This is a genomic window from Piscinibacter sp. PDB1-1 (assembly GCF_056675995.1).
In genome coordinates, this window is record NZ_JBWVZJ010000003.1 from 233,627 (window position 1) to 255,385 (window position 21,759).

Sequence of the window (21,759 nt, forward strand, 5' to 3'; positions counted from 1 at the left end):
GGTGACCCGATGGACGCAACGCAAGTCATGCCCGTGGCACCGGATGTCTGTGTCGCCCCTCAGCTTGAACCTGCCGCCATGGCGTGGGCCGCACAGAATGGCTTCAAGAGCGTGATCAACAACCGGCCCGACTTCGAGGGCGGACCCACGCAACCCACCAGCGCTTCGATCGAGGCGGCAGCGCGCGAAGCGGGCCTCGAGTACGCCTTTCTCCCCGTGAACGGCGCCTTCCAGTCGCCTGAGGAGATCGCTCGTTTCGCGCAGCTGTTGAGCAGCATGCCGCGCCCCATCCTCGCCTTCTGTCGCTCGGGCGCCCGCTCGGGCAAGCTGTATCGCGCCGCCACCGGCACCGCGTGATTTCACGGCGGCCGCAAGGGCCGCCGATGACAGGCTCCAGCAAGCCTCATGACGTAAAACCACGTAGCGGAAAGACCCGTAGCGGCGGCACGCCGATTCGGGTCTGATCCTGCGTGCCGTACGCAGCCCAAAAGGCTGTCCGGCTCCACGTCAACCCAGAAGAAAACTCGGAGACCCTACCCCGTGTCCCCTCTCCTTTCTCTATCGAGATGGATAGATCGCTGCAGTGAGTTCATCGGCCGCTGGTTGGCCTGGCTCGTCCTTGTGGCCGTACTCATCAGCGCAGGCAACGCAGTCATGCGCAAAGCCTTCAACCTCAGCTCGAACGCCTTCCTCGAGATCCAGTGGTATCTCTTCGCCGCGGTGTTTCTGCTGGCCGCCGGCTACACCCTGCTTCGCCAGGAGCACGTGAAGATCGACGTCATTGCCGGGCGCTTCTCCAAGCGCACGCAGATCTGGATCGAGATCGTCGGTCTGGCCGTCTTCCTGCTGCCCTTCGTTGTGATCGTGTTCGACATGGTGATCCCGCTCGTCGTTCGCGCCTACCAAAGCGGTGAGGTGTCGTCGAACGCGGGCGGCCTGATCCGCTGGCCGGTCTACGCATTGCTCCCCGCCGGCCTGGCGTTGCTGGGTCTGCAAGCCATCAGCGAACTGATCAAGCGCGTGGCCTTCTTGAAAGGCCTGATCCCAGACCCGACCCAGAAGGCCGGCGCGAAGAGTGCTGAAGAGGAGCTCGCCGAGTTCCTGCAGAAGCAGGACCTTGCTGCGCGCACGCAGGCCGAAGGGAGCACGAAATGATCGAGTTCCTGAGCGCCAACATGGCGCCGATCATGTTCGCGAGCCTGGTGGTCTTTCTGCTGTTCGGCTACTCCGTCGCGTTCTCGCTCGCCGCCTGCGGCTTGTTCTTCGGGTTCATCGCCATCGAGATCGGCGTGCCGGGCATGGCCTCGCTGATGAATGCGCTGCCATTGCGCATCTTCGGGATCATGCAGAACGACACCCTGCTGGCGATCCCGTTCTTCACCTTCATGGGCCTCGTGCTTGAGCGATCCGGCATGGCCGAAGACTTGCTCGACACCGTCGGCCAGCTGTTCGGCCCCATTCGTGGCGGGCTCGCCATTGCCGTCGTTCTGGTGGGTGCCATGCTGGCGGCCACCACGGGGGTGGTGGCCGCCTCGGTGATTTCGATGGGCCTGATTTCGCTGCCCATCATGATGCGCTACGGCTACGACCGCCGCCTTGCGAGCGGCGTGATCGCTGCGTCGGGCACGCTCGCACAGATCATTCCGCCCTCGCTGGTGCTGATCGTCATGGCCGACCAGCTCGGTCGCAGCGTGGGCGACCTCTACAAAGGCGCGTTCATCCCTGGCTTCGTCCTGACGGGTCTGTACCTGCTGTATGTGGTGGGCATCGCCGTGCTGCGCCCTCAGTGGGCTCCGGCCCTGCCGCCAGAGGCCCGCACGATCCGCGAGCCGGACGGCTCGTCCGGCATGCGTTCGCTCATCGTGCTCGCGATCCTTTCTGTGGGCAGCGCGCTGGCGTTCGCCAAGTCGCGCCCGGCAGAAACGCCAACCGACGAGCTGATCGTGGTGTCGATGTGCGTTGGCGTGGGCATCGCCTTTGTCCTGGCCGTCATCAACAAGGTCACGCGCCTCAATCTGCTCTCGCGCATGGCCGAGCGCGTGACGTTCGTCTTGATTCCGCCGCTGGCGCTGATCTTCCTGGTGCTCGGCACGATCTTCCTTGGCATCGCCACGCCGACCGAAGGCGGTGCGATGGGCGCGACCGGCGCTCTGATCATGGCCCTCGCGCGCAAGCGCATCGACCTGAAACTGTTGCGCCAGGCGATGGACACCACCATGAAGCTCTCGTGCTTCGTGCTGTTCATCCTGATCGGCTCCACCGTTTTCAGCCTGTCGTTCCAGGGTGTGGACGGCCCGAGGTGGGTCGAGCACCTGCTGACCAGCCTGCCCGGCGGCCAGCTCGGCTTCTTGATCGTGGTGAACATCCTGATCTTCGTGCTGGCGTTTTTCCTCGACTTCTTCGAGCTGTCGTTCATCGTGATACCGCTGCTCGCCCCCGTGGCCGAGAAGCTGGGCATCGATCTGGTGTGGTTCGGCATCCTGATGGCCGTGAACATGCAGACATCGTTCATGCATCCACCGTTCGGGTTCGCGCTCTTCTACCTGCGCAGCGTCGCGCCCAACGCAGACTACGTCGACAAGGTCACCAACAAGCCGATCGCAAAGGTCACCACCGGCCAGATCTACTGGGGTGCCGTGCCGTTCGTGGTGATTCAGATCATCATGGTCGGCCTGATCATCGCCTTCCCTGGCATGGTCTCCAGCGGGCTGACGAAAGAGGCGACGATCGACGCCGACAAGGCGTTCCAGGAGCTGCGCATGCACGATGACGCCCAGTTCAAGGAAGAGATGGGTGCGCCGGAAGCCCCATCGGCGGAGCCCGCAGATCCCTCGGCATCCGAGCCCGAAGCTGCGCCGAGCAGCGCAGACGACGACCCGATGAAGGCGCTCGAAGACGCCATGAAGGACGACAAGAAGAAGTAGCGCTGCGTGGTCCGCCGCACAAGCCGGCGACATTCGCACGAAGGGCCAGCCCGGATCACCCGGCTGGCCCTTGTCACATGTGCCGCTCGAACGCGGTGCTGCGCCTGAGGGTCTACTCGCGGGCCGCGATCAGAGCCAGCGGAAGGCGGCGATGGCGACCAAGGTGGGTGGCAGTGCCGCCAGGAACAAGCCACTGGCGCGGATGGCGCCATGCTGGAAGACACCACGCAGGATCGAGTTGCCAGCAGGGTTTGGCGCATTGGCAATCACCGTGAGCCCACCACCAGTGACAGCACCAGCCACCAAAGAGTACTTGAACTCGTCCGTCAGCCCCTGGACCAACGAGCCCAAGTAGGTCAAGGCCGCGTTGTCGGTGACGGCCGTCAGCGCCGTAGCGCCGTAGTAGACCGCATCGGCGCTCATGAACGAGAGCACGCTTTGCAGCCACCACTGCTGTTGACCACCGAGAACCACGAGACCCGCGAGAAAGAAGGCCACCAGCAGCGCCTCGCGCAGGATCAACGTGTCGTGGTGACGCGGATAGGCGGCGCTGTAACCCAGGAAGAACAGAAGCAGACCCAGGAACACAGCCGGATGGTGCGAGAACATCACGATGCCCAGCAAGAAGAGGCTCGAGGCGAGCATGGCACTGAACGGGGTTCCGCCGCGTTCGTGGTTGATCTCCAACTTGACCGAGTTCACGATCGGCCGGTAGAACAGCGTCGTGAGCACGATGGCGTTCACAAGCACGGCGATGGCGGCTTTCCAACCGAATTGTTGGAGCATGAACATCGAGTCCCACTTCCACTGCGTGGCGACCATCAGCACCGGTGGCGCAGCAAAGGCTGTCAGAGTGCCGCCGATTGACACGTTGACAAACAGGACGCCGACCGTGGCGTACTTCAAGCGCTCGGGCAGCGGCCTGGTGAAGATTCGGTCGCGCAGCATCAACGCGCCGAGCGTCATGGCAGCAGGCTCGGTGATGAAAGAGCCGAACAGCGGGATGAGCGACAACGACAGGAAGTAGACCGCGATCGAATTGGGTATGGGCAGCAGCCGCGCCAGCACGTCGACGCACCGCCCGACCAATGCCAGGATCGGCCGGCTACCGGCCACCACCATGATCGAGAAAACGAACAGCGCCTCGGTGAAGTCACGCGAGTCGATGTAGTGGGTCGCGTTCTCTTTGCCTTCCGCTGCAAACAGGAAAAGCATCAGCACCATGGCCCAGAAGCCGAACACCACCTCGACCTCGGACAGCAGGTGGAACACGCCCTCGTGACGCGGGTACACCTTGGCCAGCGTCGCAAACATCGTGGTCGAAAAGGTGTGCAGCACCGCAATGGCGAAGATGACTGTTCCGACTATCTGGACGACCGATGGATTCATGGTGGCAATGCAGGGTGAAATGAGCGCGCGGGGCCAAGGTGCCGATGGTGCCGCAAAAAGAAGAAAGCCCCGCCAAGGCGGGGCTGGTGTGCGAGGGGTTGGCCTCGCTCAGAGCTTGACGCTCTGCATGTAGCTGTCGAAGCGCGCTTCGGTGAAGCGGAACCACAAGTTGGCTTCCCGACGGAAGTTGGCGTAGTCGGTGTAGACCTTGCGCCAGTTCGGGTTCTTCTCGGAAATCTCGCTGTAGAGCTCCATCGACGCCTTGAATGCAGCATCGAGGACCGGCTTCGGGAACGACACGAGCTTGGTGTTGTTGGCCACGAGCTGGCGCAGGGCCGCCGGGTTCTTGGCGTCGTACTTGGCCTGCATCTCGGTGTGGGCGTAGGCCGCGGCCGATTCGATGATGGCCTTGTACTCGGCGCTCAGGCCGTCATAGGCCTTCTGGTTGACCAGCAGGTCGAGCTGCGGGCCGCCTTCCCACCAACCCGGGTAGTGATAGAACTTGGCAACCTTGTTGAAGCCAAGCTTCTGGTCGTCGTACGGGCCCACCCACTCGGCCGCGTCGATCGTGCCCTTTTCGAGGGCTTGATAGATCTCGCCACCGGGGATGTTCTGGGGCACCACACCGAGGCGTTCGCACACGCGGCCGGCAAAGCCGCCCACGCGGAACTTCAAGCCCTTCATGTCGGCGACAGTCTTGATCTCCTTGCGGTACCAGCCGCCCATCTGGGCACCGGTGTTGCCCATCGGGAAGCTGATCATGCTGTACTTGGCGTAGAACTCGCGCATCAGCTTCAGGCCGTTGCCTTCGTACATCCACGCGCTCATCTGACGCGAGTTCAGGCCGAAGGGAATGGCGCAGCCGAGTGCGAAGGTCTCATCCTTGCCGAAGTAGTAATACGGCGCGGTGTGGCCCATCTCGACAGTGCCGTTCTGCACGCCGTCGATCAGTGCCGGCGACGGCATCACTTCGCCTGCGGCGTGGACCGAGATCTCGAACTTGCCGCCCGACATGTCGCGCACCTTCTTCGAGAAGGTTTCGGCAGCGCCGTAGATGGTGTCCAGCGACTTGGGGAAGCTGGAAGTCAGACGCCAACGAATGCTGGTCTGTGCATGGACGATGGCCGGGGCCGCGCCTGCAGCCAGAACGCCGGCCAGACCCGCACCGTGGACAAACGAACGACGTTGCATGGAATAGTCTCCTCAGAAGGCCTGCACCAGGCCGATGGCGCCGGATTCTAGGAGCGCCCCCCTGCACCATGACCGGGATTTACCCGTGCGCAAAACCGCGTATCGCGGCCTCGAAATGGCAGTGCAGCGACGAGTCTTTCGCAGGGCTTACAGGCCCGCGATCTTCATGCGGTCGACCAGTACGGAACCGATCGTCTTGGTGCCCATGGTGTAGGCATCGGCACCCACGCCGACGATGCCTTTCAGCATCGTGCGCAGGTTGCCCGCGATGGTGATCTCGTGAACGGGATAGGCGATCCGGCCGTTCTCCACCCAGAAGCCTGCAGCCCCGCGCGAGTAGTCACCGGTGACGTAGTTCACACCCTGGCCCATCAACTCGATCACGAAGAGACCACGCCCCAGCTTCCTGAGCATCGCATCGAGGTCGTCACCGGGTTGCGTGAGCCGGCTCTTGAACGTGAGGTTCTGCGACCCGCCTGCGTGGCCGGTGGTGCGCATGCCGAGCTTGCGTGCGGAGTAACTGGAGAGAAAGTAGCCCTGCACGACGCCTGCCGTCACGACGTCGCGCACGCGCGTGACTACACCTTCGTCATCAAACGGAGCGCTACCCTTTGCTCGCAAGGTGTGCGGGTCCTCGTGGATGTCAATGTGATCCGGGAGCACCTGCTTGCCCAGGCTGTCGATCAGGAACGACGACTTGCGGTACAGCGACCCACCACTCGTCGCCTGTACATAGGCACCCAGCAGCCCAGCGGCGAGAGTCGACTCGAACAGCACCGGCACTTCGCACGTCTTGATCTTGCGCGACCGCAGGCGCGACAGCGCGCGTTCGGCCGCGTAGCGGCCCACGGCTTCGGGGGCAGACAACTCCTCGGGCGAGCGCATGGAGCAATACCAGGCATCGCGCTGCATGTCGTCGCCGCCCTTGCCAGGCAGCGATGCAATCGGCGCCACCGACAACGAATGCCGCGAACTGGCGTAGCCGCCGCGAAAGCCTCGGCTGTTGCCAGCGAAGAAGTGCGATTGCTGCGCAGAGACTCCTGCGCCTTCGGAATTGGTGATGCGCGCATCAACGCCAAGCGCCGCGGCTTCGCAGCGCGTGGCAATCTCGGTGGCCGCTTCCGCGTTGATCGCCCAGGGATGGAAGAGATCGAGATCGCGCGTGGCATCGGCCCCCATCGCCAGATCGGCCTCGTCGGGCAAGCCGGCGGCCGGGTCTTCGGCGGTGAAGCGTGCGATGTCGTAGGCCGCACGCACGGTCTGTTCGAGCGCCGCGCGAGAGAAGTCGGACGTACTTGCGTTGCCGCGGCGCTGGCCGATGTAGACCGTCACGCCCATCGATTTGTCGCGATTGCGCTCGACGTTCTCGATCTCGCCCTTGCGAACCGACACCGACAAACCCGCACCCTCGGACACCTCGACACCGGCATCGCTGGCTCCCATCGACTTGGCCATGGCCAGCGCGTCTTCGACCAGCTGCTGGAAGGTCTCGCGCGTGTACGAGAAACCATGGTGGGAAGACAGGGATGTGGTCATGCGCGGCCGCTTAGGAATGATGCTGTGTGCGGGTCGGCGACCCGTGCGCGGCCGTTGCTGACAAGGGCCGCGGCTATCATAACGGCGACCTATGACCAGCACCCCTTCCGATCGCCCTGACGCGCCCGAGCTTGACGCCAACGGCTACGACCGCCCCAGCAAGACCCAGCTCAAGAAAGAGATGCACGAGTTGCAGGCTCTGGGCGAGGCGCTGGTGGCCCTCCCCGACAACCGCGTTGCCGATCTCGATCTCTCCGAAGGCCTGCGCGATGCGGTGGCCGAGTACAAGCGCACCAAGTCCTTCGAAGGCAAGCGCCGTCAGATGCAGTACATCGGCAAGCTGATGCGCAAGGCCGACGTCGAACCGATTCGCGAAGCAGTGGCCGCAATGCAGCTCGGGCGTGCCAAGGATTCCCTCGCATTGCATGAAGCAGAGCGCTGGCGCGTCGAACTCCTGGCGGACGACAACGCCCTGACGCGTTGGACCACCGATCACCCTGCCTCCGACCTGCAGCAACTGCGCAGCCTGATCCGCGCCGCGCGCAAGGATGCCGCGGCAGCACCCGAGCAGCGCAGCGGTCGTGCGTTCCGCGAGCTGTTCCAGTTCATCAAGGGCCACCTCGGTGAATGAGCCCGGCCAGCGCGATCGCGTGCGAATCGGCGTCGTGTCCATCAGCGACCGCGCATCGACCGGTGTCTACGAAGACAAAGGTATCCCTGCGCTGCAAGACTGGCTCGGGCGCGCACTGCGCAACCCCATCGACTGGGAGACGCGCCTCATTCCCGATGAACAGGCGGTCATCAGCAACACCTTGCGCGAGCTGGTCGACACGGGCCGCTGCGACCTGGTGTTGACCACGGGCGGCACCGGGCCCGCCCCGCGCGACGTCACACCCGAGGCCACGCTGGCCGTGGCCGACAAGGAGATGCCGGGTTTCGGGGAGCAGATGCGGCAGATCAGCCTGCGCTTCGTTCCCACGGCGATCCTGTCGCGTCAGGTCGCGGTGATCCGTGGCAAGGCGCTCATCATCAACCTGCCCGGCCAACCCAAGGCGATTGCGGAAACGCTCGAAGGGCTGCCCCTGGCGCAGCCGCCGGCGCCGGGCATCTTCGCTGCCGTGCCCTACTGCATCGACCTCATCGGCGGGCCTTATCTCGAAACCGACGAGAGCGTGTGCAAGGCCTTCCGGCCCAAGTCAGCACAACGCCCTTCCCAGGGCTGACCACTTCACCCGCTGAGCTACTTCACCAGCTGGCTCAGGCCTTCAGCATCGAAGGTCTCGGTGGTCTGGGCGTCGGTGGGTACGCAGTCTCTGCGGTCGGTGGTCGAGAGTTTTTCGATCGCGGCCCACAACAGGGCGATCTGGTGCGCGTTACCGGCCGCGTTGTCGATCAGGCCTCGCATGGCCATCGACACGGGGTCGTCACCCTGCGTCACCCCGTAGGCCGAAAAGCCCATCTGCGCCGAGAGTGCCTCGCGCGTGGCATCGGCGCTCTTCTCGATGATGCGCGCGGGAATGCCAACCGCCGTGGCGCCCGCAGGCACGGGTTTCAGGAGCACCGCGTTCGAGCCCACGGTCGCGCCATCGCCCACGGTGAACCCGCCCAGCACCTTCGCGCCCGCACTCACCACGACACCGCGCCCGAGCGTGGGGTGGCGCTTGCTGCCCTTGTAGAGGCTTGTCCCACCGAGCGTCACGCCCTGGTAGATGGTGCAGTCATCACCTATCTCCGCCGTTTCGCCCACCACGACGCCCATGCCGTGGTCGATGAAGACGCGACGACCCACCTTCGCGCCCGGGTGGATCTCGATGCCCGTCAAGAAGCGCGAGAGGTGCGAGATGAAGCGCGCCGCCCAACGCCAGCCCTTGCTCCAGCAGGCGTGCGCCCAGCGGTGCATGGCCAGCGCGTGCAGACCGGGATAACACGTCAGCACCTCGAACTTGGAATGCGCGGCAGGGTCGCGCTCCAGGATGCAGGCAATGTCTTCTCGAATGCGCTCGAACATGGTCCAACCGTCTCACTGACCCTTGAGTTATGCGCCGCAGTTTAGCGGCGGCCCCTCATTCCTGCTGGCCGCGCGGAGGCTGGGGCTTTTGCATGGCTCTGGCCACGCCACGCAGGATGTGCACCTCGTCCTGCGTGAGTTCGGCGCGGTTGAACAGCTGGTTCAGGCGCGCCATGAGCTTCTTCGGTGCCGCCGGGTCCAGGAAGCCGACCTGCACCAGAGACTCCTCCCAGTGCGCGAGCAGCCCCTGCACCGATGCGGCCTCAGCCAGTTCGGGTCCCACGGTCCGGGGTGCGACCGAAAAGCCGCCGAGCGCCTGCCGCCAATCGTAGGCGATCAGTTGCACGGCCTGCGCAAGATTGAGCGAACCATAGGCCGGGTCGGTGGGGATGCTCAAGCATGCGTGGCAACGGTAGACGTCTTCGTTGCTCATGCCATAGCGCTCGGAGCCGAAGACGATCCCGACCCGATGCTCGCTTGCCGCAAGCCGCGTGAAGAGTTCGCGTGGCGCATGGGTGGGCGGGCCGAAGTCGCGTGGCGTCATGGCCGTGGCGCAGGCGTAAGTCACGCCTTCCAGGGCCTCGGTCAGGCTGCCCACCACACGTGCACGGGTGAGGATGTCCGCAGCACCGCTGGCGAGCGCCACGGTCTCCTCCTGGATCAGCACATCGGCGAACCGCGGAGCGACCAGCACGAGATCCGAGAAACCCATCACCTTCATGGCCCGTGCCGCCGCGCCCACATTGCCCGGGTGGCTGGTATTGAGCAGGATGAAGCGGGTCGGATCCATGGCCAGGCGGTTAAAATTCGATTATCCGTGCGGCCTTCGGTCGCACCCGCTCTTTCCTCATCGCCGTCTACCTCTTCCTTCGCAGGGCTCTCCATGTCTCAAGCGCTTCATCCCATGCTCAATGTCGCCGTCTCCGCGGCCCGAAAAGCGGGGAGCCTCATCAACCGCGCTTCGCTCGACGTAGACCAGGTCAAGGTGAGCACCAAGTCAGCCAATGACTTCGTGACCGAGGTGGATCACAAGGCAGAGGAAGTCATCATCGAGACCCTGCTCACGGCCTACCCCGGTCACGGCATCCTGGCCGAGGAGTCGGGCCGCACGCATGGCGCGAAGAACAGCGAGTACGTGTGGATCATCGACCCGCTCGACGGCACGACCAACTTCATCCACGGCTTCCCGTTCTACGCGGTATCGATTGCACTCGCCTTCCGCGACCAGATCCAGCAAGCAGTCGTCTATGACCCGACCCGCAACGACCTGTTCTACGCCTCCAAAGGCCGCGGCGCGTTCCTCAACGACAAGCGCCTGCGCGTGTCCAAGCGCACGCGCATGGCCGATTCGCTGATCGGCACCGGCTTCCCCTTCCGCAAGGGCGACAACTTCCAGCGCTACGTGAAGATGTTCAGCGAAGTCATGCAGGCCTGCGCCGGCGTGCGCCGCCCGGGTGCTGCCGCGCTCGACCTCTGCTACGTGGCCGCCGGGTCGTACGACGGGTTCTTCGAGACCGGGCTCAACCCCTGGGACATCGCTGCGGCCTCGCTCATCATCACGGAGGCCGGTGGCCTGATCGGCAACTTCACGGGTGAGTCCGACTTCATGTACCAGCGCGAAGTTTTGGCAGGCAACCCCAAGATCTACGCTCAGATGGTGAGCATCCTGGCGCCATACAGCCGCGCGATCAGCGACAAATCGCCGACGGGAGACTCGTCGGCAGATGCTTCACTCGGCGCCGAAGCGCCGTCCGCAGAAGACACCTTCATCGCGACCGCGACGGCACCGGCCACCGAGGCGCCCAAGAAGAAGGCCATTCGCATCCGCAAGGCCGACGTGGAGAGCGGCAAGGCGTGAGGTAGCGCCACGTGCATGGCGCACGTGAGCACGGAGCTGAAACGCTCAGCCCTGCAGCTCGCGCCAACGGGCGGCCGCTTGGCCGCGCGTATCGACACCGAGCTTGCCGAGGATGTTGGCGACGTGCCGCTTCACGGTATGCGGGCTGAGTTCGAAGGCGCGGGCGATCAGCTTGTTGCTGTCACCGGCCGCGATGCGCGCAAGCACTTCGGTCTCTCGCTCGCTCAGGCCTGAGGCTTCGGCACCACCGCGCGCAGCGGCTGGCGTCACCGCCCGTTCCATGTCGGCGGGCGCGGCGGGCAACGACAGCAACGCCGAGAGCTGCCCGAGTACAGCAGCATCCACTGCTCCCAGTTGCGTACCCCATGCGGCGCGAGCGAGGCGTGCAAGCACCTGCGGGCCCGCCAGCAACGCGCCGGCAAGCGTACCGTGCTCTCGCATCTCGTCTAGCCAGGGGCGCAAGGTGGCTGACGCTTCTGCCATGAACCCGCGCTGCGCGAGCACGTCGGCCAGCATGACCCGCGCCTGCGTGGCCGGGAAGAACAGCGAGCGGTTGATGTCATGAGCGAGCGGCGTGAGCAAGGCCTGAGCCTCGTCCAGGCGCCCTTCAACGAGCGCGACGAATGCACGGCTCATGGCTCGGTTGAGCTTGGCGGCGGGCCACTCGAACTCGTTGGCCGCGCGCTGAAGATCACCATCGATCTGGCGCAGTGCTTCGGCGTCTTGAAGAATCCACGCTGCCCTCGCGTACACGAAGAGGACTTCCGATTCATGCACACGCCGGTGCGTGAGCGGGCTGCGCTCTCGCAGGTCATCGAGCAGTGCGCGCGCGGTGGCATGGCATTCGGCCTTCTCACCGCGCATCGCGAGCCATATCACGCGCGCCAGTCGGTGCTCAGTGACCACGAGGCGGGGCATCCCCAGCCAGCGGCAGTCTTCCTGCCCGTGCGCAAGCCACTGCCCCGCGTCGTCGAGCCGGCCCGCAGACAAGGCGAGCCAGGCGCGGATGTGCATGACGGCCGCGCGCAACTGGGTCGGCACATCGCCACAGACCCGCATCGCGCCCTGGGCAAAGCGCTCCAGCAAAGGCTGCATGCCCGGCAGGCCGACAAACACACAGTGGCTTGCGAACTGCATCCACAAGGCAGGTACCGGCGTGCGCTCCAGCGCTGCGAGCATCTCGGCGAACGCTGGCGCCACCTCCTCAGTGCGTGCAGATGCGAACGCATCCCACGCCGCGGTGAACGCCACGAAGGCGCGGGCCGCGTCGTCGAGCTTCAACGCACGCAGGGCGGCCAGTTCGCGTGCCGCTTCCTCCAGCCGCCCCGAGTGGTGCAGCCCCGAACACACATTGGCGCGGGCAAGCGCCGCATCGCGAACGCGCCCGACTGCCGCGAATCCATGGGCGGCAGCTTGCATGCTGCCGAGCAAGGTGGCCCAGTCGAAGTGCGGCCAGGCGGTGAGGCCGCGCACCAGGTGAAGATCGGGCCGCTGGTCGAACTCGGCCGGCGGGAACACCGTCAACAAGCGCTCGATCGTCGCCCCCGCACCGATGCTCAACTGCTCCGGCGCACGCCTGACCAGCAATGCCGTGGCCTCGTCCCAGGCACCGGCGCGGGCGAGGTAGCCCACGCCACGCGCCAAATCGCTTTCGTGCTCTGCGGCGCGGCGCAGCAGGCGCGGCAGCTCATCGCCGTGCTCACGCTGCAGGCGGTCTTCGAGGAAATCCCGGAACAGATCGTGCAGCCGCAGGGTGAACTCGTCGGCCTCGACCACGCTCGCGAACAGGCCGCGGCGCTCGATCTCGTCCAGCCACTGCGCCGCGCCAGGTTCGCCCGTCACGTATGCGCAGCGCACCGCACTCAATTCGGGCAGGACCGAGCAACGCAGCAAGAACACACGCAGTGGCTCGGGCAGGTCGTCGAGCACTTCGCTCGCGAGGTAGTCGAACATGTGACGCTGTGTGGGGGCATGCGCGCGTGCCGCGCCGGGCCGGGCCGCCAGGCTCAGCCGCAGGCCAGCCGCCCAGCCATCCGTGCGCGCCATCAGTTCACCGGCCGAGACCTGTGGCGCGCTCGCACCTTCGAGCCGTGCGGCCAGCAAGGCTTCGACCTCACCCTCGTTGAATCGCAGATCGAACTGGCGCAGCTCTGCAAGCTCGTCGGCCGCCCGCAGCCGGCTCAGCGAGAGTGCCGGCTCCACTCGACTCGCGATCACCATGCCCCAGGGTGCGGGAAGACGCTCGAGAAGAGCCTGCAGCAGCGAGAGTACGCGCGGATCGCCCAGCCGATGGGCGTCGTCGATCACGATCAGGCCGCGCTGCGCCTCCACGCCGGCCAGCGCGTTGACGAGTTCCGCGACCACCTCGCGCAAGCCCTGCTCCCGCTCGGTGAGCAGGGCGAGCGCGTCGGGGGCCACTCGCCATGGCAGATCGAAGGGCTCGAGGGCAGCGGCCAGGCAGGCCAAGAAACGCTGCAGTTCGTCGTCTTCGTCGGCCGACACCCAGGCCAGCACGCAACCCGGCGGTAGCTGGTGGATCTGGCGCGCCAGGGCCGATGTCTTGCCATACCCGGCCGGCGCCAGAATCAGCGTGAGCCGACATTGATGCAAGGCCTGCCCCAGCGCCTGCTCCAGGTGCGGCCGAGGCACCAGCCCGGCGCGCGGACGCGGAGGCTGGATCTTGGCCAGCGCAAACGAGCTGGTCTGGAGCGGGATTTGCATGGGTTCGGATTGTGCCGAACCCGCCCTAAACTGCCGCCGGCCATGCAGTCCACACGCTTCGCGCTCACCAAGATCCAGCCGCCGACGCCGCGGCCGGGGCTGATCGCGCGCTCGGCACTTGAGCAGCGATTGGTCGGTGCGCTCGGTCAAGCGCGCCTGATCCTGATGTGCGCGCCCGCGGGCTTCGGCAAGACGGTCTTGCTCACACGAGCGCTCGCTGCATTGCCACCGAACCAAGGCGTGGCTTGGGTTGCCTGTGACGAAGACGACGACCTGCACCGAGTGCTCGATTGCCTGTGCGCGGCCCTCGATCCATTCGACCTGCCCTGGCGCATGCAGCCCGACGCTCTGGTTGCAGGCGCCTCCGGCGAGCGCGATGCGCTGCGGCGCACCGCCGACAACCTGCTCAACGCGCTGGCCGGCAGCCAACAGGGCGGCGTGATCGTTCTCGACGATGCCCACCGGCTCACCGATCCCGCCGTCTTCGCCTGCTGCGACCTGCTCCTGGAGCGGCTGCCGGTTCACTGGACGCTGGCCATCAGCAGCCGCGTCGACCCGCCGATCGCCCTGCCCCGCCTGCGTGCGCGCGACGAGTTGGTCGAGTTCCGCACCGAAGACCTGCGCCTGACCGAAAGCGAGGCGGCACTTTTGGTGCAGCACCATGCCGAAGGCATCGACCCCGGCCCGCTGTGGCAACGCACCCAGGGCTGGGCCGCCGGGCTGCGCCTTGCACTCAATGCCGGCACGCGCGAGCGGCCTGCGGCAAGCGCGGTGTTCGATCGTCACGCCTTCGACTACCTGGCGAGCGAGGTGCTCGACGCCCTGCCCGAGGAGCTGCGCCTCTTCCTGCTGCGCTCGTCGGTGCTGTCCGAGCTCTCCGCCAAACGCTCGGCGCAAGTCACCGGCCACGCCAATGCCGCGGCACTGCTCGAAGAGACCGAAGCCCGGGGCCTGTTCGTCTCAGTGCTGCAAGGCAACGAGCCGCTGCTCAAGCTGCACGACCTGTTCCGCGATTGCCTCGAAGACAGGCTCGTGCGAGAACGCGCGAGCGAGCTTGCGCAGTTGCTCGAACGCGCCGCGGCCACCGAGCCCGATGCGCAGCGTCGCATCGGCTTTCTTCTGCGCGGCGGCCTGTGGGCACAGGCCCAGGCGGTGCTCGAGGAGCAGGCACCCCGCCTCGTGGGCGAAGGCGCCGTGGAGGGCGTGTTGCGCCTGATCGAGCAGTTTCCGCCCGCGTGGCGTGCGCAGGCGCCGGGGCTGGATTTCGTGGACGGCATCGCAGCCTGGGCACGCTGGAGCTTCTCGCGCATGGCCGAATCCATGCTGCGCGGCGCCGAAAGCAGCCGCCGCATCGGAGACGAACACAGCGAGCTGCGCTGCCGCATCTATCACACGGCGGCCTTGTGCGGCCAGGGCCACGTGCAGGAGTCGGCCGCGCAGCTCGATCGGCTGGAGCCCCTGGCGCGGGACGCTGAACTGCGCTCCTTGGCCAGCCTGCTGCGCACCTGGCACGTGCTCGACAACTGCCAGCTGGGCGAGTTGCCATCGATCTACGGCAAGACTATCGACCTGCTCGAAGACGCCGATCGTGCCGACCTGTGGAGCCGCTGCCAGACCCTGTTGCCCTTCGTGAATGTGCCGGGGATGAACGCGGTACTCCACCGCTACCTGCGTGGCGCCCAGCAGCACCTTGGCGACCAGCCCTCCACGCTACGTGCCGCCACGCAGGCCATCGAGGCCTGCCTGCTCCTGTGGGAAGGCCGGGTCGATCATGCCCTGCGTGCCCTGGAGGCGGCCGAGCAGGACCAGCGCTGGCTCGGCACGCCGCTCTCGGTGGCCGCGTTCACCCGCACCGCGCGGGCGCTGTGGCACGCGTGGCGCGGTGAGCGCGACGCTGCGCTCAGGGCGTCGCAAGGGCTGCTGGACGACCTCGACGACCCGCGCAGCCGTGACCGCCGCCTGCTCTGGCGCGGCCACTTCCAGATGTTCCACGCGCGCATCGCGCTTCTGGTGGGCGACGCCGACACCGTGCGCCTGTTCCAGCAGCGCATTCCGGCGCAGCGCGGCACGCTGGAGCTCAAGCTGCTCGCCTACCAGCGCATGACGCTCGGCGCACACGTGGCCGCGCTCGACGGCCGCTGGCAGGAAGCGCGCGATGCCTACGCCGCCGCGCTGCAGCACGAAGGCCTGCTCATGATCTTCGGCCAGCACATCGAGCTGCGCCTGCGCCTTGCGAGAGCGGAGCTCGCGCTCGACCACACCGAGGCCGCCGTGCAGTGCCTCCTGCCGCTCGCGCACTCCGTTCAAGCCGACCAGGCCTGCGCACCGCTCATGGCCGGCCCCGAGGTGCTGAACGACCTGCTGCGCCTGGGCCCTGCCCTGCCCACCGGCTTGCGCCAGAGCCTGGCGCAGTGGCAGCAGCGCGCGCTCTCGCTCCGAGGAGAGCCGCAGGCTCAGGCCCCCCGACCCACAGTGGCGGCCTCCGCGCCACCCCTGCACGACAAGCTCAGCGAGCGCGAGATGGAGGTTCTGCAACGGATTGCCGCGGGCGACAGCAACAAGCTCATCGCCCGGGCCTTCGACCTGAGCCCGCACACCGTCAAGCGCCACGTGGCCAACGTGCTCGACAAACTCGACCTCGCCTCGCGCGGCCAAGCCGCCGCCTGGTACCGGGAGCATGTGGCCAGGGGTTGAGCTCCTCTCCTAGAAGCGGTAGCGCGCCGTCAGAACGGCGGTGCGCTCAACGCCACGGTAGTAGCCGTAGGCGTAAGACGCGACGTAGTCCTTGTCGAACAGGTTGTTGATGTTCAGTGCCAGGTGCCACGGCCCAGTGTCGTACCGCACGGCTGCGTCCAGCAGGGTGTAGGCGGGCGTGACGATGGTGTTTGCATCGTCGCCATAGCGCTGGCCCACGTAGCGCACGCCGAAGCCAGCGCTCAAGCCTTCGATGGGGCCTGAGAAGGCATGGTCGAGCCAGCCCGACGCCATGTGCTGGGGCACGTTGACGGGGTGCTTGCCGAGATTGGCGTCGTTGCTCTCCGTGACCACCACATCGTTGTACGTGTACTGCGCCGTCAGCTTCAGTTGACGCGTCAGCGCCGCCTTGGCTTCGAGTTCCAGGCCACGGGAGCGGATCTCTCCGTTGAGCCGCTGGTAGTCCGGGTCAGTGGGGTCGGTGGTCGGCACGTTCGTCTTGCGCAGGTCGAACAGCGCCGCCGTGAGCAGGATGTCGCTGCCCGCCGGTTCGTACTTCACGCCGATCTCGACCTGCTTGCCTCGCGTGGGCACGAAGGCATTGCCATCGGCATCGCTGCCGCTTTGCGGCAGGAAGGATTCGGTGTAGCTCGCATACGGTGCGACGCCGCTGGGCAGGAGGTAGCCCACCCCGGCTCGGCCGGAGAAGACACGGTCCGTGGTGACGGAGCGAAGGTCATCGATGCGGTCCTGCGTGTCGGACTTGGCGCGGTCAAAGCGCCCCCCGAGCGTCAGCAACCAGCGATCGAACTTGATCTGGTCTTGCGCGTACACGCCAATCTGCTGCTGCTTGTATAGCTCGCTCTGCCAGGGCGTGGTCGGCGGCGTCACGGTCTGGTCGTACTGGCCCAGTGGCGGAAGATAGAGGTTGAGGCTCGGCCCCCATTCGCGCCAGCGCTGGTTGTCGAAGCGCGAGTCCATGAGGTCCAGGCCCAGCAAAGCCGTGTGGTGGGCGGCGCCGGTGTCGAACTCGCCCACGAACTGCGTATCCACCGCGGTGTAGCGAACCGATTGCTGGTTGGCCACGGCGCGCTGGCGGATCTCGCCGGTGTCGGGGTCGGCCGAGTCGAAGGCCGGGCCGTACACGGCATCCATATCGACCTTGTTGCCGGAGGTGCGCAGGTTTTGCCTGAATGACCACACCGAGCTCAATCGGTGCTCGAACGCGTAGCCCAGCTCCCACTGGGTCTGGTCGTGCTTGTTGAACCCCGGTTGGCCCATCAGAAGGCCCGTGCGCTGGAGATCAGCGCCGATGTATTCGAAGGGGTTGCCCGGCCCCTTCTGCTCGACGTAGGTGCCGAGCAGCGTGAGCGAGGTGTCGGGCGAGATGTTCCACGCGAGCGATGGCGCGATGAAGCTGCGGCGTGTGGTGAGTGCGCTGTGTCCAGGGTAGCTGTCCTGGTCGTCGACTTCGAGGTAGGTGCCGACCAGGCGCCAGTTCACGCGCTTGTCTTCATCGAAAGCGCCACCGAGGTCGGCACCCAGCTGTCTGCGCTCGAAGTTGCCGAGCTGCAACTCGATCTCGCGCTTGGCATCGGTCTGCGGACGCTTGCTGGTGGCGTTGACGATGCCGCCTGCATCACCCTGGCCGAACAGCATGGACGCCGGGCCTCGCAGCACCTCGAGCCGCTCGAGCCCATAGGTGTCGGCGCGGCGGATCGCGTAGCCACCGCCGGGTGCACGCAGGCCGTCGATGTAGAGGAAGTTGTAGGTGTCGTTGAAGCCGCGCAGGCTGAACCAGGTGAAGTCCGTCGGGTCGCTGCCGTACTGCTCGGCCTGCAGGCCGGGCACGTAGCGGGCGGCTTCTGCGAGGTTGGTGACGGCGCGATCGTCGAGCTCCTCGCGGCCGATCACGGAGATCGACTGCGGAATCTCGATGATCGGTGCGTCGGTCTTGGTGCCGGTGGCGCTGCGACCGGCCACGTAGCCGTTCACGGGGCCCGAGGCCAACTCCTTCTCGGCGGTGGCCTTCACCGTCACAGGGGGCAGGGTTGGCGCATCGGTCGTGGCCAAAGGGGCGGCGATCAGCACGTAGCCTTCGGCCGTCTTGCCAGCGGCGTATCCGCTGCCGCGTAGCAGCAGGTGAAACCCTTCATCGACCTCGTAGCTGCCCTTCAATCCTTGTGTCCGCAGCCCCTGCAGCTTGTCGGCGTCGACTGCGATCGACACACCCGACTGTTGGGCGAATCGGTTCAGCGCCTCACCCAGCAGGCCGGCGGGAATGTCATAGTCGCGCGCCTGCACGGCAGCCGGCTGGGCGAACGCAATGCGTGGGGCGGTCGCCACGGGCACACCGATGCAGGCGAGCTGCACAGCCAGGGCGAGTGGGGCGAGGGAGGGATTCAGGCGGTGGTTGCGCATGGGTACGAAGGCTTCGGAGGGGTTGATCTCATCCGTCTTGACGGACGAAACCCCTGAACACGAACCGCCGCGATGAAAAATTTCAGCTGCCCGGGACGTCGACGAGCACCAGGTACGGCGAAACCTTCCGCACCCTCAGCTGCGGGAAGCTGTGACCCAGCAAACGCAGCGCGCGCTCGGTGTCATCGAGCGGAAGCACCGCCGACACACGCAAGCCTGCCAGTTGCCCTCGGTCGTAGTGGATGAAGCCGCTGCGGTGGCGGGCCAGCTCATCCAACACCTCCGTCAGGGGCCGGTTGCTTACCAGCAGTTGAGGGTGCTGCCACGCGTCGCTCACGCTGCGCACGTCGATGGCGTCAAGAGGCCCCACCCCATCGGCACGGATCTGCACGCGCTGGCCGGGTTGCACCAGCACCGGCTGCGCAGGGACGGACGACGCGCTCGCCTCCACGAGCGACTCCAGCACACTGAGCTCGGTTCGCTCTTCGCTGCGGCCCGCCACGAAGCGGGTGCCCAGCGCGCGCATGCGCCCATGCGGTGTCTCGACAACAAGTGGGCGGGCGGCGTCCTTGGCGACGTCGATGAGCACCTCACCCTGCACCAACTCGATGCGGCGCAGAGTCGCGTCGTAGCGCAGATTGACGGCGCTGTGGCCAGCGAGCGTGATGCGCGTGCCATCGGGCAACGTGTGCTCATCCCACTGGCCCGGCGCGCTGCGCAGATCGGCCATCAGGTAGGACACGGACTGCGTGCGCAGCGCCAGCCAGCCCGGCAGCGCCATGGCCAGCGCCAGCCCCAGCACAGCCGCGATTCGTCGCGCCCGCCTCGGCGCGGTAGCACCCGGCGCGAACACAGCGCGCAAGGCCGAGTGGCCAGCCGGACCGCGGGTGCGCACCTGGGCGATCAAGCCCTGCATGCCCGCGGCCGCCTCGGCGTGGCGCGGGTCGGCATGCCGCCAGGCGTCGAACCCCGAGCGCGCGCGCTCACGTTCAGCCTCGTCATCGCTACTGAGCTGCACGATCCAGCGCGCTGCCTGTTCGGCAATCGCGTCGGTGGCGTCCCTGGCCGTCATCACGCGCAGGGCAGAACGCGGCGGCACTGCAGCAGTGCCTGAACCAAATGCTTCTGCACCATGCGGACGGAGCAGCCCAGTTCAGCAGCGATGCTTGATTGCGGCTGCTCGTCAAGGTAGTGCATCAGGAAGGCCTGCCGCGCCTTGGGTGACAGCGAGGCCAGCGCCTCGCCGATCTGCACCAGCGCCTGCACGGCCATCAGTGTCTCTTCTGGCGAGGCATGCCACCCCACGGGGGCGCGCGCCAACTCGGCGCGGTACGCGTCCTCGATCGCCTGGCGGCGGGCACGGTCGATCAGCAGGCGCTTGGCAGTGGTGGTGAGGTAGGCGCGTGGCTCTTGCATGCCGCACAGGGCGTCGCGCGACACGAGGATGCGCACGAAGGTGTCGTGCGCGAGATCGGCAGCGCGGTGCGCACAGCCCAGCTTGTGCCGCAGCCAACCGACCAACCAGCCGTGATGCTCGTTGTAGAGCAGCTCCAGACTGGCGCTGGGCGCTTGTGGGGCTGGGAGGGCGATCCGGGCGGCTCGCATGGTGGTGTGCGCATCAAATAAGAATAGTTCTCATTCTATACACGACCCCTGCTTTCCCAGATGGCTCTTTCGGGCGATGCCTGCGACATGCCGGCCACCCACACTGGCCAGCATGTACGTCATCCACCACAGCCACCTGAGCGACATCGGCTGCCGTCCGGGCGAACGACTCGTCTGTGCAGCGGGGCCGGCGTGCGGGGTCCATGACTTCCAGATCTGGATGCACACCTTGCCGCCGGGGGCGCAAACGCCGATCCAGCAGCACGCAGGAAGCTTCGCGGCGCTGGCCCTCGCCGGCGGAGGCAAGCTGCTCATCAATGGCGGACCGCTGCGATTCCAATCTCCCTGCACGCTGGTCGTTCCGCCGCACGACGACTTCCAGCTCGTGAACAACACCGCCTCGCCGCTGGTCGTGGTGACGGTCTTCACCGCCGCGCCCGCTGCCGTGTGAAGCATCTGCATCGAGAACGCGGGCCATGCGCCCTTGCAGACGCCCCCATCGGGGGTGGCCCATCGGGCGCCGGGCCATGGCTCCTTCAGGCGATGCCTGGTTTTCCCTCAGGCGGAACACTGCCGTCCCATGCCGAAGCTGGTTTCGGCAGCCACGAGCCAACCGCCAAGGAATAAACCATGAACACTGCCGCACTCGCCGCCTCTGTCGCCGCCTCGCCCCTGCAGGCCTCGCCCGGTGCCGTCCCCACCCCACCCCGCTTCGACATGTACGAACCCATCCACAAGGGGCTGCGCGCGTTCATGAACGACACGCTGGCCCGCGTCGGTCGTGTCGACGTGTTCGATGTCGAAGACATGGCCCGCACCATGGCGCAACTCGAATCGCTGCTCAACTTCTGCCTGAGCCATCTCGGCCATGAGAACGAGTTCCTGCACAGCGCGATCGCGGCGCGCGTGCCCGGCGGCGCCGGCCGCACGGTCGACGACCACGTCGAGCACATCCACGGCATCGAGGCGCTGCGCCTGGAGTCTCGCGCACTCCAGGCTGCCAGCGATGGCGAGCGCATGACGCTGGCGCTTCGCCTGTACAGGCATCTGGCGCTGTTCGTGGCCGAGAACCTGCAGCACATGCATCACGAGGAAACGCACAACAACGCGCTGCTCTGGGCGCACTACACCGACGAGGAACTGGTCGCCATCCACGACCGCCTGCTGGCAAGCATCGACCCGGCCGACAACATGTTGAGCGTGCGCTGGATCTTGCCCGCACTCAGCCCAATTCAACGCGCCGGGATGCTCGGCGGCATGAAGGCCCAAGCGCCCGCGTCGGTGTTCGATGCCGTCATCGACATGTTGCGCCCGCACCTCGACATCCGCGACTGGCTGAAGCTCTCGCGCGCTGTCGGCGTGCCGATGCAAGCCGGCCTGTCGAGCCCGGTTTGAACGCACACCCATCGACC

General features: G+C 66.3%; 18 protein-coding genes. 9 read left to right on the plus strand and 9 right to left on the minus strand.

Annotation, left to right across the window (positions count from 1 at the left end; translation table 11 throughout):
• Positions 1–9 precede the first annotated feature (9 nt).
• From AC1KAR_RS17045 to AC1KAR_RS17055, 3 genes are all read left to right on the plus strand, one after another.
• Positions 10–357, plus strand: a complete 348-nt coding sequence (locus AC1KAR_RS17045; protein WP_480319847.1) for a protein tyrosine phosphatase family protein — start codon at positions 10–12, stop codon at positions 355–357.
• Between the two features lie 183 nt (positions 358–540).
• Positions 541–1,155 carry a TRAP transporter small permease subunit gene (locus tag AC1KAR_RS17050; RefSeq protein ID WP_480319849.1) on the plus strand — a complete coding sequence of 205 codons (615 nt, stop codon included), beginning with the start codon at positions 541–543 and terminating at the stop codon, positions 1,153–1,155.
• Complete coding sequence (locus AC1KAR_RS17055; protein WP_480319851.1) at positions 1,152–2,924, plus strand: TRAP transporter large permease; 1,773 nt, start codon at positions 1,152–1,154, stop codon at positions 2,922–2,924. Before AC1KAR_RS17050 ends, AC1KAR_RS17055 begins: the two co-directional genes overlap by 4 nt.
• A 129-nt stretch (positions 2,925–3,053) precedes the next feature.
• On the opposite strand, the gene AC1KAR_RS17060 is transcribed toward AC1KAR_RS17055, so the two are convergent.
• The 3 genes from AC1KAR_RS17060 to pmbA form a co-directional block, all read right to left on the minus strand.
• Positions 3,054–4,313 (minus strand): putative Na+/H+ antiporter, encoded by a 1,260-nt coding sequence (locus AC1KAR_RS17060; RefSeq protein ID WP_480319852.1) that lies wholly within the window; start codon positions 4,311–4,313, stop codon positions 3,054–3,056.
• A gap of 108 nt (positions 4,314–4,421) precedes the next feature.
• Complete coding sequence (locus tag AC1KAR_RS17065; RefSeq protein ID WP_480319854.1) at positions 4,422–5,504, minus strand: TRAP transporter substrate-binding protein; 1,083 nt, start codon at positions 5,502–5,504, stop codon at positions 4,422–4,424.
• Between the two features lie 147 nt (positions 5,505–5,651).
• Positions 5,652–7,040 (minus strand): metalloprotease PmbA, encoded by a 1,389-nt coding sequence (pmbA, locus tag AC1KAR_RS17070; protein ID WP_480319856.1) that lies wholly within the window; start codon positions 7,038–7,040, stop codon positions 5,652–5,654.
• A gap of 91 nt (positions 7,041–7,131) precedes the next feature.
• Between pmbA and yjgA the strand changes: the two genes are divergently transcribed.
• Positions 7,132–7,671 (plus strand): ribosome biogenesis factor YjgA, encoded by a 540-nt coding sequence (gene yjgA / locus AC1KAR_RS17075; protein WP_480319858.1) that lies wholly within the window; start codon positions 7,132–7,134, stop codon positions 7,669–7,671.
• On the plus strand, positions 7,664–8,263 hold the full coding sequence (gene mog, locus AC1KAR_RS17080) for a molybdopterin adenylyltransferase (RefSeq protein ID WP_480319860.1): 600 nt from the start codon (positions 7,664–7,666) through the stop codon (positions 8,261–8,263). The genes yjgA and mog overlap by 8 nt, the downstream gene beginning before the upstream one ends.
• A gap of 17 nt (positions 8,264–8,280) precedes the next feature.
• Here the strand turns inward: mog and cysE are convergent, their stop codons facing one another.
• Positions 8,281–9,048: a serine O-acetyltransferase gene (gene cysE / locus AC1KAR_RS17085; protein ID WP_480319861.1), complete on the minus strand. Its 768-nt coding sequence runs from the start codon at positions 9,046–9,048 to the stop codon at positions 8,281–8,283.
• Positions 9,049–9,103: 55 nt separating this feature from the next.
• A complete protein-coding gene (locus AC1KAR_RS17090; RefSeq protein ID WP_480319863.1) occupies positions 9,104–9,838 on the minus strand; it encodes an RNA methyltransferase in 735 nt (244 codons plus the stop codon).
• Between the two features lie 93 nt (positions 9,839–9,931).
• Here AC1KAR_RS17090 and AC1KAR_RS17095 point away from each other — a divergent pair, with 93 nt between their 5' ends.
• Positions 9,932–10,906 (plus strand): inositol monophosphatase family protein, encoded by a 975-nt coding sequence (locus tag AC1KAR_RS17095; protein ID WP_480319865.1) that lies wholly within the window; start codon positions 9,932–9,934, stop codon positions 10,904–10,906.
• A gap of 45 nt (positions 10,907–10,951) precedes the next feature.
• Here AC1KAR_RS17095 and AC1KAR_RS17100 read toward each other — a convergent pair whose 3' ends face one another.
• On the minus strand, positions 10,952–13,627 hold the full coding sequence (locus tag AC1KAR_RS17100; protein ID WP_480319866.1) for a winged helix-turn-helix domain-containing protein: 2,676 nt from the start codon (positions 13,625–13,627) through the stop codon (positions 10,952–10,954).
• A gap of 42 nt (positions 13,628–13,669) precedes the next feature.
• Here AC1KAR_RS17100 and AC1KAR_RS17105 point away from each other — a divergent pair, with 42 nt between their 5' ends.
• On the plus strand, positions 13,670–16,321 hold the full coding sequence (locus AC1KAR_RS17105; protein WP_480319867.1) for a helix-turn-helix transcriptional regulator: 2,652 nt from the start codon (positions 13,670–13,672) through the stop codon (positions 16,319–16,321).
• Between the two features lie 9 nt (positions 16,322–16,330).
• Here the strand turns inward: AC1KAR_RS17105 and AC1KAR_RS17110 are convergent, their stop codons facing one another.
• The 3 genes from AC1KAR_RS17110 to AC1KAR_RS17120 all read right to left on the minus strand — a co-directional run bounded on the left by AC1KAR_RS17110 (position 16,331) and on the right by AC1KAR_RS17120 (position 20,347).
• Positions 16,331–18,742 carry a TonB-dependent siderophore receptor gene (locus tag AC1KAR_RS17110; protein ID WP_480319869.1) on the minus strand — a complete coding sequence of 804 codons (2,412 nt, stop codon included), beginning with the start codon at positions 18,740–18,742 and terminating at the stop codon, positions 16,331–16,333.
• An 82-nt stretch (positions 18,743–18,824) separates the two neighbouring features.
• Complete coding sequence (locus AC1KAR_RS17115) at positions 18,825–19,841, minus strand: FecR family protein (protein WP_480319871.1); 1,017 nt, start codon at positions 19,839–19,841, stop codon at positions 18,825–18,827.
• The gene (locus AC1KAR_RS17120; RefSeq protein WP_480319873.1) at positions 19,814–20,347 is read right to left on the minus strand and encodes a sigma-70 family RNA polymerase sigma factor; all 534 of its coding nucleotides are present in this window, start codon (positions 20,345–20,347) and stop codon (positions 19,814–19,816) included. The genes AC1KAR_RS17115 and AC1KAR_RS17120 overlap by 28 nt, the downstream gene beginning before the upstream one ends.
• Positions 20,348–20,459: 112 nt before the next feature.
• On the opposite strand from AC1KAR_RS17120, the gene AC1KAR_RS17125 reads away from it, so the two are divergent.
• Positions 20,460–20,798, plus strand: coding sequence for a cupin domain-containing protein (locus tag AC1KAR_RS17125; RefSeq protein ID WP_480319874.1), 339 nt, complete (start codon positions 20,460–20,462; stop codon positions 20,796–20,798).
• Positions 20,799–20,977: 179 nt separating this feature from the next.
• On the plus strand, positions 20,978–21,742 hold the full coding sequence (locus AC1KAR_RS17130; RefSeq protein ID WP_480319875.1) for a hemerythrin domain-containing protein: 765 nt from the start codon (positions 20,978–20,980) through the stop codon (positions 21,740–21,742).
• The last annotated feature ends 17 nt before the right edge of the window (positions 21,743–21,759 follow it).

Excerpts from the sequence above, each read along its gene's own strand:
- AC1KAR_RS17045 (WP_480319847.1), top strand. The coding sequence starts at position 10 with ATGGACGCAACGCAAGTCATGCCCGTGGCACCGGATGTCTGTGTCGCC.
- AC1KAR_RS17055 (WP_480319851.1), top strand. The coding sequence starts at position 1,152 with ATGATCGAGTTCCTGAGCGCCAACATGGCGCCGATCATGTTCGCGAGC.
- AC1KAR_RS17060 (WP_480319852.1), bottom strand. The coding sequence starts at position 4,313 with ATGAATCCATCGGTCGTCCAGATAGTCGGAACAGTCATCTTCGCCATT.
- AC1KAR_RS17065 (WP_480319854.1), bottom strand. The coding sequence starts at position 5,504 with ATGCAACGTCGTTCGTTTGTCCACGGTGCGGGTCTGGCCGGCGTTCTG.
- pmbA (WP_480319856.1), bottom strand. The coding sequence starts at position 7,040 with ATGACCACATCCCTGTCTTCCCACCATGGTTTCTCGTACACGCGCGAG.
- yjgA (WP_480319858.1), top strand. The coding sequence starts at position 7,132 with ATGACCAGCACCCCTTCCGATCGCCCTGACGCGCCCGAGCTTGACGCC.
- cysE (WP_480319861.1), bottom strand. The coding sequence starts at position 9,048 with ATGTTCGAGCGCATTCGAGAAGACATTGCCTGCATCCTGGAGCGCGAC.
- AC1KAR_RS17090 (WP_480319863.1), bottom strand. The coding sequence starts at position 9,838 with ATGGATCCGACCCGCTTCATCCTGCTCAATACCAGCCACCCGGGCAAT.
- AC1KAR_RS17095 (WP_480319865.1), top strand. The coding sequence starts at position 9,932 with ATGTCTCAAGCGCTTCATCCCATGCTCAATGTCGCCGTCTCCGCGGCC.
- AC1KAR_RS17100 (WP_480319866.1), bottom strand. The coding sequence starts at position 13,627 with ATGCAAATCCCGCTCCAGACCAGCTCGTTTGCGCTGGCCAAGATCCAG.
- AC1KAR_RS17105 (WP_480319867.1), top strand. The coding sequence starts at position 13,670 with ATGCAGTCCACACGCTTCGCGCTCACCAAGATCCAGCCGCCGACGCCG.
- AC1KAR_RS17110 (WP_480319869.1), bottom strand. The coding sequence starts at position 18,742 with ATGCGCAACCACCGCCTGAATCCCTCCCTCGCCCCACTCGCCCTGGCT.
- AC1KAR_RS17120 (WP_480319873.1), bottom strand. The coding sequence starts at position 20,347 with ATGCGAGCCGCCCGGATCGCCCTCCCAGCCCCACAAGCGCCCAGCGCC.
- AC1KAR_RS17125 (WP_480319874.1), top strand. The coding sequence starts at position 20,460 with ATGTACGTCATCCACCACAGCCACCTGAGCGACATCGGCTGCCGTCCG.
- AC1KAR_RS17130 (WP_480319875.1), top strand. The coding sequence starts at position 20,978 with ATGAACACTGCCGCACTCGCCGCCTCTGTCGCCGCCTCGCCCCTGCAG.